7 protein-coding genes are annotated in these 7,436 nt (G+C 65.3%); 4 read left to right on the top strand and 3 right to left on the bottom strand.

Features of this window, described 5'->3' with window-relative positions:
* The 4 genes from glgX to Q0331_RS05440 all read left to right on the top strand — a co-directional run.
* Positions 1–1,829: glycogen debranching protein GlgX (gene glgX / locus Q0331_RS05455; protein WP_298075455.1), on the top strand; the 1,829-nt coding region annotated here is incomplete at its 5' end.
* Between the two features lie 2 nt (positions 1,830–1,831).
* On the top strand, positions 1,832–2,635 hold the full coding sequence (locus tag Q0331_RS05450) for a BRCT domain-containing protein (RefSeq protein ID WP_298075454.1): 804 nt from the start codon (positions 1,832–1,834) through the stop codon (positions 2,633–2,635).
* A gap of 18 nt (positions 2,636–2,653) precedes the next feature.
* Positions 2,654–5,023 carry a malto-oligosyltrehalose synthase gene (treY, locus tag Q0331_RS05445; RefSeq protein WP_298075453.1) on the top strand — a complete coding sequence of 790 codons (2,370 nt, stop codon included), beginning with the start codon at positions 2,654–2,656 and terminating at the stop codon, positions 5,021–5,023.
* Between the two features lie 3 nt (positions 5,024–5,026).
* The gene (locus Q0331_RS05440) at positions 5,027–6,010 is read left to right on the top strand and encodes a GTP pyrophosphokinase family protein (protein ID WP_298075452.1); all 984 of its coding nucleotides are present in this window, start codon (positions 5,027–5,029) and stop codon (positions 6,008–6,010) included.
* On the opposite strand, the gene Q0331_RS05435 is transcribed toward Q0331_RS05440, so the two are convergent.
* The 3 genes from Q0331_RS05435 to Q0331_RS05425 are packed head-to-tail and all read right to left on the bottom strand — an operon-like array spanning position 6,007 to position 7,408.
* Positions 6,007–6,411 (bottom strand): RNA-binding S4 domain-containing protein, encoded by a 405-nt coding sequence (locus Q0331_RS05435; RefSeq protein WP_298075451.1) that lies wholly within the window; start codon positions 6,409–6,411, stop codon positions 6,007–6,009. The genes Q0331_RS05440 and Q0331_RS05435 overlap by 4 nt on opposite strands.
* Positions 6,412–6,420: 9 nt before the next feature.
* Positions 6,421–6,672, bottom strand: coding sequence for a hypothetical protein (locus Q0331_RS05430; RefSeq protein ID WP_239387751.1), 252 nt, complete (start codon positions 6,670–6,672; stop codon positions 6,421–6,423).
* Positions 6,673–6,724: 52 nt separating this feature from the next.
* Positions 6,725–7,408 (bottom strand): YigZ family protein, encoded by a 684-nt coding sequence (locus tag Q0331_RS05425; RefSeq protein WP_298075450.1) that lies wholly within the window; start codon positions 7,406–7,408, stop codon positions 6,725–6,727.
* Positions 7,409–7,436 lie beyond the last annotated feature (28 nt).

The raw sequence follows: 7,436 nt of genomic DNA, 5'->3' as shown, positions 1-7,436 counted from the left end.
TGTTTAGCTACGACATCAACGACCCGGATAACCCGGAGGGGCGCAACCAGGAGGATTCCGCCCCGCACGCGATGCGCTCGGTCGTGATCAACCCCTACTTCGACTGGCACCACGACCGTCGTCCGAACATTGAGATGCACAAGACCGTCATCTACGAGACCCACGTTAAGGGTCTGACGATGACTCACCCGGACGTCCCGGAGCACCTGCGCGGCACCTACGCCGGACTGGGCCACCACTCCATCGTGGAGTACTTCAAGGACCTGGGCGTCACGGCCGTGGAGCTGATGCCGGTGCACCAGTTCGTCCACGACGACCGCCTGCGCGAGATGGGTCTGCGCAACTACTGGGGCTACAACACCCTGGGCTTCTTCGCTCCGCACCGGGACTACGCCGCATCCCCCAGCGCCGAGGGTGCGATCGCGGAGTTCAAACAGATGGTCCGCAGCTACCACGAAGCGGGCATCGAGGTGATCTTGGACGTGGTCTACAACCACACCAGCGAGGGCAACCACATGGGCCCCACCCAGAACTTCCGCGGCATCGACAATGCCGCCTACTACCGCCTGGTCGACGGCGACGAGGCGCACTACATGGACTACACGGGCACGGGTAACTCCCTGAACGTCCGCCACCCACACACCCTGCAGCTGATCATGGATTCCCTGCGCTACTGGGTGACGGAAATGCACATCGACGGCTTCCGCTTCGACCTGGCCTCCACCCTGGCTCGCGAGTTCCACGACGTGGACCGCCTCTCCGCATTCTTCGACCTGGTGCAGCAGGATCCGGTGGTCAGCCAGGTAAAGCTCATCGCCGAGCCGTGGGATGTCGGCGAGGGCGGCTACCAGGTGGGTAACTTCCCGGCCCTGTGGAACGAGTGGAACGGTAAGTACCGCGACACTGTGCGCGACTTCTGGCGTGGCGAGCCCTCCACTCTGGGCGAGTTCGCCTCCCGCCTCACCGGCTCCTCGGACCTGTACACCGGCCGACGCCCGACTGCCTCCATCAACTTCATCACCGCCCACGACGGCTTCACCCTCAACGACCTGGTCAGCTACAACGAGAAGCAAAACGAGGCCAACGGCGAAGACAACCGCGACGGCGAGAGCCACAACCGCTCCTGGAACTGTGGCGTGGAAGGCCCGACGGATGACGAAGAGGTTTTGCAGCTGCGCGATAAGCAGCGCCGCAACTTCCTGACCACCCTCATGCTCTCCCAGGGCACGCCGATGCTCTCCCACGGCGACGAGATCGGCCGCACCCAGGGCGGAAACAACAACGTCTACTGCCAGGACAACGAGATCGCCTGGATGGACTGGGAAAACATGGATAAGGATCTGCACGCCTTCACGCGCTACCTCATCCACCTGCGCCAGGCGCACCCGGTGTTCCGCCGCCGCCGTTTCCTGGCGGGCGGCCCGCTGGGCCAGGACGTGGCCAAGCGCGACATCGCGTGGCTCACCCCGGACGGCGACCTGATGTCCGATTCCGATTGGAACGCGGACTTCGGTAAGTCCCTGATGGTCCACCTCAACGGCATGGCCATCGAGGAGCCGGATCCGCAAGGCCGCCCGGTGGAGGACGATTCCTTCATCTTCTGCTTCAACGCCCACCACGAGCCAATCACGTTCACGCTGCCGCGCCGCCACAAGGTGATGCACGTAGAGCCGAGCGAAGAGGAAAGCTGGACCGTCGTCGTGGATACCGCAGAGCCGACGGGCGTACCGGAAGAAACCCGCCGCTTCGCCGGTGGCGACACACTGGAAATCGACGCGCGCAGCACTGTGGTTCTGCAGCGCCCGATCACCACGGAGGTCAAGCTCTAGGCATGGCTGCCACTGCGTCCCCCTCCCCCGCCACCTTTCCCGCCCGTGGCGCGGAAGTCACCCTCTCTACCGAAGAGATCCGGGTGACCCGCTCGCCGCTGGCTTCCTCGCTGTACCCGGATGTCGCTCGCCCAGCCGACGAGCTCATCGGCTGGTACAAACAGGCGCCGGAAGGCTATTCGCCGGGGTACATCCAATTGCTTTTTGACGCCGAACGTCCCCGCGTGAATTTTTCTCCCTCACAGACCGAGGAGTTCGCCGCGCTGGATCTTCAGCTCACCAACCTGCAGGCGGGCTACCCCCTGGAAGCCGGGGCTGGATCTGCTGGGGCGGACACTGCAGGCGCTGTTGGCTCTGCGGGCACTGAGAACACAGAGATCTCCACCGCGGATTGGGTCAGCTCCGCTGAGTCAGCTGGCGACGGAGACGAAGGGGCGTCACCAAAGAAGACATCAAAGAAGACATCAAAGAAGACACAGCAGCGCGCACCGGCGCCGTGGGCGAAGGTAGCCACCCCTGACGAAGTCCCCGAGACCAACGATGAGGCGGACATCGACGGGCCCATCTACGGGCAGACGGTGTGCGTGACCGGCGACGTGGAGCCCTACGACAAGGGCGAAGTGTGGGACATGATCGCCTCCCGTGGCGGTGTGGTGGCCAAGAACGTGACGAAGAAGACGACGATGCTTATCGTCGGTGAATGGCACTCCATGACCTCGAAGGAAAAGCGCGCCCGCGAGCTACAGGATAAGGGGCAGGATCTGCAGATCATTGGGTTCCAGGAGTTCCTGCAGCTAATCAAGTAGGCAAGTAGCCTAGAAGGCATGTCAGCGACCTATCGCCTTCAGCTCCGCGGACCTGGATCCGACCCCACCCAAGCCTTCACTTTCGCAGATGCGGAAGAGCACCTGCCATACTTTTCCCGCCTCGGCATTTCGCACCTCTACCTCTCCCCGGTGATGCAAGCGCCGAAGGAATCCACCCACGGCTACGACGTCACCGACCCGTCCGTCATTAACCCCGAGCTCGGGGGCATCGACGGGCTACGATCCCTGGCCGAAAAGGCCCACGACGCAGGCATCAAGTTGCTGCTGGACATCGTGCCGAACCACGTTGGCGTGGACGATCCGCAGCTAAACCCCTGGTGGTGGGACCTGCTGAAGAACGGCAAGGAGTCCGAGTACGCGGAGTACTTCGACGTGGACTGGTCCGAGGACAACGGCGCGGGCGGACGGCTGGGCCTGCCGGTGCTGGGCAGCGAGGACGATGTCGCAGAACTGCGGATCGAAGAGGGCCCTTCTGGCTCAGAGGGCGCAGAGACAGAGACAGAACCGGTGTTGTGCTACTACGACAACCGCTTCCCCATCGCCGAGGGCACGCTCGGCGGCACACCGCAGGAGGTGCACGACCGCCAGCACTACCGCCTGATGTACTGGCGCGACGGGGTGATTAATTACCGCCGCTTCTTCAGCATCAACGGGCTGGCGGGCCTGCGGCAGGAAGACCCGGTGGTGTTCGAGCACTCCCACCGCATCCTGAACCAACTGATCGCGGCGAACATCATCGACGGCGTGCGCGTGGATCATCCGGATGGCCTGGCGGATCCCTTCAACTACCTAAAGCAGCTGCGCAAGCTGATCGGCGACGAGCGCTGGCTGCTGGTGGAGAAAATCCTAGGGGTCACCGAGCCGCTGGATCCCCGCCTGACGGTCGACGGCACCACTGGCTACGACGCGCTACGCGAGCTGGACGGCGTGTTCGTTCACCGCCCGGCCGTGGGCACCATGGCCAACTTGGCGCTGGACATGACCGGCTCGGAGTGGGACGCAGAGGCCTTCGAGAAGGCCGAATACGAGTTGAAGTCCGAGGTCGCCGGGCAGGAGCTCGCGGCCGAGGTACGCCGTCTGGCCCGCGCCGTGCGCAGCGACAACTGGTCCACCTCCGGCGAGGCCGTGTCCGACGAGGAGCTGCGCGAAACCCTGATCGAGCTGATCGCCTCCATGCCGGTCTACCGCGCGGACTACGAGTCCCTATCCCGCGTAACCAGCACCGCGATCGCCCAAATGATCATCCGCTACCCGGAGCGCGCCGACGCGCTGGATCTGATCGCCACCGCCTTGATCTCCCGCGGCGAGGCGAACGTGCGCTTCGCGCAGGTCTGCGGCGCGGTGATGGCCAAGGGCGTGGAGGATACTGCCTTCTACCGCGGTTCCCGCCTGGTGAGCCTGCAGGAGGTCGGCGGCGCACCCGGCCGCTTCGGCGTTTCCCCCGCCGAGTTCCACCTGCTGCAGGCCGAGCGCGCCCGCCTGTGGCCGAAGGCGATGACCGCGCTCACGACCCACGACACGAAGCGCGGGGAGGACGTGCGCAGCCGCATCAGCTGCATCACGGAATCCGCCGAGCGCTTCGCGGAGCTCTGCGACGGCATCGAGTACGTCGACGGCGGCACCTGCCACTTCCTGCTGCAGAACATGATCGGCGTGTGGCCGGTGGACGGCCAAGTCACCGACGAACTGCGGGAGCGCCTGCACGCCTACGCGGAAAAGGCCATGCGCGAGGCGGGCGTGCACACCACCTGGTTCGACGTGAACGAGGAATTCGAAGCCTCCATCCACCAGTGGGTCGATTCCACCATCGACGATCAGGGTGAGGAAATCACCGCGTTCGTCGCGGAGATCGCCCCGGCGGCGGAGGTAGTCTCCATCTCCAAGAAACTGCTGCAGATCATGGGGCCGGGCATTCCGGACATCTACCAGGGCACGGAGTTCTTCACCGACTCCCTGGTGGACCCGGATAACCGCCGGAAGGTGGACTTCGCCGAGCGCATGGAGGCCCTGGATCGCGTCTCCCGCGGCGACGTGCGCAGCATCGACGACGAGCGCCTGTATGTCATCGCCACCGCCCTGCAGATCCGCAACCAGTTCGAGCTGGACGAAGCCAGCTACCTGCCTGTCATGGCCACCGGCACCATGGAACGCCACGTGCTGGGCACGCTGCGCGGCGAGGACGTAATCACGCTCGTCACCCGCCGCCCGCTGGACATCCTGCGCGACGGCTGGGCCGACACGACAGTCGCCCTGCCCGAGGGCGTGTGGGAGGATCGCCTCTCCGGCAGCATGTGGGAGGGCAAGGTCCCGCTGGACAGCCTGTTTAGCGAGCGCGGCCAGGCGATCCTCACGCGCATGGGGGCCTAAGCCTTGGCCAAGAAAGCCCGTCGGGCGCTGCAGGACTACGACGCCTGGATCCACGCACACCCCACCGTCGCCGCCGACCTGGAGGCGCACATTATTGATGTTCTTGATGACGCCGGCCTGACGTTTGACCGCGTGAGCGTCCGCATCAAGGACCGGACGAGCTTCGCCCGCAAACTCTCCAACGAGGATTACCCGGACTACGACTCGTTTACGGACGCCCACGATGTGATCGGCGTGCGCGTGATCACCTTCCACTCCTCGGAGATCCCGCAGCTCAAGGACGCGCTATCCGGCCTGTTCACGGTAGTGCGAGTGATCGACAAGGCCGCCGAAACCGCCCGCGAGGGGCGCTTCGGGTACGCCAGCCAACACCTGATTGTCTCCGCTAAGGATGAGCCGTGGGTGGCTGAGGACGGGGCGTCACCAAAGTACATAGAGATACAACTGCGCACCGTGTTGCAGCACGCATGGGCCGAGTTCGAACACGACGTGCGCTACAAGAACCAGCAGCATCCAGAGACCAGCTCCCCCGAGGTGCAGCGCGCATTTACCCTGGCCGCGGGGCTGATCGAGCTGGCGGATGAGCAGTTCGACAAGATCGCGGGCATCATCGGCACCTCCGGCGAGGAGGTCGAGGGGGCGCTCGACGAGGAGTCGTTGCCGCGTGTGCTGAGCCGCATAGTGGGTTCGGAGTACCCAACTTCGCGCGTGGACTACTACCACTACGCCATCGAGATGCTGGCCGCCCACGACATCACGACGGTCGCGCAGCTCCGCGAGCTGCTGGCTCCGAAGCGGCTGAAGGCGCTGCGCAAGGCGATGAACTACCCGTACTACCCCGGCCAGGTGCGTCTGGTGGACGACATGCTGCTATTCGCCTACGGGCGCGAGCACATCCGCAAGACGGTGCACATCGGCGACAATGCGCAATCCCGCCCCGGCAGGCTGGGCAACAGGTGGCAGCAGCTGGGGCAGAAAACCGGCTAGAGCTCGCCGCGCTTGAAGCGCTCCAGCTGGCGGCGCTCCCGCTTCGTCGGGCGGCCCGCTCCCCGATCCCGGCGCGGCATAGCGGGGATCACCGGCGGGGGTGGCGAATGGTCAATATAGGCCTTGCGGGCCAGCTCCGCGCCCACCCGCTTGGAGAGCAGCTGCGTGACCTCCACGATGTGCTCGCGGTGGTGGATCCACACGCGCACCGTATCGCCCACCACGACCGGCTGGGCGGGCTTCACCGAAACGTCGTTGATCTTCACGTGCCCGGCGCGGCAGGCCTCCGCGGCTTGGGCGCGGGTTTTGCACAGGCGAACGGCCCACACCCAGGCATCGATGCGGACCTTGCTGGAAGCGCTGGAAGGGCTGGAAGGGCTAGAAGTTGCAGGCTTGGCCAACGGGGTGCGTCACCACTGATCTTTATGCTCGACGATGCCCTTGATCTGAAAACCGCTGTAGGCGATGAACGCCACCGCCAGGATCGGCACGATGATGGCGAAGAAGGTGGTGGGCAGGATCGTCACGCCACCGATCAGGCTGACCACGCCGATGCCACCGGCGATCTGGATGTTCCGGGTGTGCTTGCGAACCTCCGCCTTGCGCTGGGCGATGGGATCGTTGCCCGGGCGGTTGGCGGGCAGGTTGCCATAGTTGCTCATGCTTAGCCAGTGTAGTTAATCGTCCAGCGGGTGCTCGATAACCTACAGCAAACTACAGCGCGTCCTCGATCCAGCGCTGCCCCTCCAGGTGAGCCTCCACTGCCCCGCTGGTGATGCTTGCCAGGAAATCCGGTAGCGGCGCGCCGGGTTCGCAGGCGATCGCCAGCTCCGCCGCGGCCTTGTATTCCACTCCCACCACGGTGTATCCGGCGGCACGGACCTCGGCTTCCACGCGCCCGGCGTCTGCGTGCGGCACCTCGCAGGTGTACAGGTCCAGCTGGCGGCGTAGCGCCAGCGGCACCTGCTGCAGTGCCTCGCGGGTGGCCTCCTGGTAGGCGCGCACCAGCCCGCCGGTGCCCAGCTTCACCCCACCGAAGTAGCGCACGACCACGACCGCCACGTCCTGCAGCGGCTCCGGCTCGTGCCAGCCCTTCAGCACCTCCAGCATGGGCTGGCCCGCGGTGCCGGCGGGTTCGCCGTCGTCGCTGGAGCGTTCGATGGGCTGCGCGGCATCCACCTGCACCACGAACGCGCTGCAGTGGTGGCGCGCGTCCGGGTATTCGCGGCGGATGGCGCCTATGAAGTGGCGCGCCTCGTCCTCGGTGGCGCAGCGTGCGGCTAGGGCGATAAAGCGGGAGCGTTTGATCTCCACCTCCGCGGTATACCTGCCCGGCTGCGGGCGGACGTACGAGGGTTCGGGGTGGGAGGCGCTCTGCGGCGCTGTATCGTCAGGCATTCTCCCATTATCGCAGCTAGGGTTGAAC

The organism is uncultured Corynebacterium sp. (genome assembly GCF_937999985.1).
Lineage (GTDB): Bacteria > Actinomycetota > Actinomycetes > Mycobacteriales > Mycobacteriaceae > Corynebacterium.
Note: the sequence above shows the minus strand (reverse complement) of the source record. Positions and strands in the feature narration are given on the sequence as shown.